The sequence below is a fragment of the Collinsella sp. AM29-10AC genome, assembly GCF_003469085.1.
Classification (GTDB): Bacteria; Actinomycetota; Coriobacteriia; order Coriobacteriales; family Coriobacteriaceae; genus Collinsella.
Window position 1 is genome coordinate 1 of the sequence record NZ_QSKB01000068.1, and the last position, 764, is coordinate 764.

At 61.5% G+C, this 764-nt stretch carries 1 protein-coding gene; it reads left to right on the forward strand.

The window, feature by feature from the left end; all coding sequences use genetic code 11:
* Positions 1–764, forward strand: a 764-nt coding sequence (locus DW754_RS11035; RefSeq protein ID WP_199414479.1) for a hypothetical protein, incomplete at both ends; no start/stop codon positions are given.

Consider the following 764-nt stretch of genomic DNA (forward strand, 5'->3'; position numbering starts at 1 on the left):
CGCGCGGCCATCGAGCAGGTCATGCGCGACGAGGGGCAGGACATGAGCCTGCTCGACAAATGTCTAGACGGGTGGTACGAAGGGGATAAGGACTGCTCGGACCCGAGCATCTTCAGCGGGCCGAAGTTCGTGAGCAAGAAGGTGAACGGAGATCTGTACCTGTGGACTTGGGTGACCATGGGCAAGTTCTACTTCTATAAGGATGGTACTGACAAGACCCATCTACTCTATAAGTCCCAGCGATATCTGACTGGCACTAATTTCGTATTTCCGGCAGAGCTTGCCAAAACTGAGCTTGAGCCCACTTGCAACCTCAACGATAAATTCGGCACCGACCCCTCGACAGGCTTCACCGGCTGGCACCTGGACATGAAGCTGGGTGACGAGGCTATATCAAGCTGCACGGCGGGCAGCGGCATTACCGCCTTGTACGGCCGCAACCGCTGCACCCTGCGCACGGAATATGCCCCCGGATCGGTCGAGCTGGACCCGAGCTGGGACATGAGGCTGCTGCCCGAGGATGGTGCCGAGGCGCACCCCGGCTTCATCCCCGTGTTCGAGGAGCCCAAGCACAAGGGCTACGACGCCAAGGGCAAGGAGTTCGAGCTTGCGGCGATCGGCGACTCCGGCGAGGGCCACACGGCCTATTACTGGGACGAGCTCGCCCGCATCACGGTCCCCGCGACCGCGTACCGAAACATCGGCGGCGGGCAGTGGCGCACCTACAAGTGCGAAGCGTGGCTCGACGCGGACGAGGCGAACGC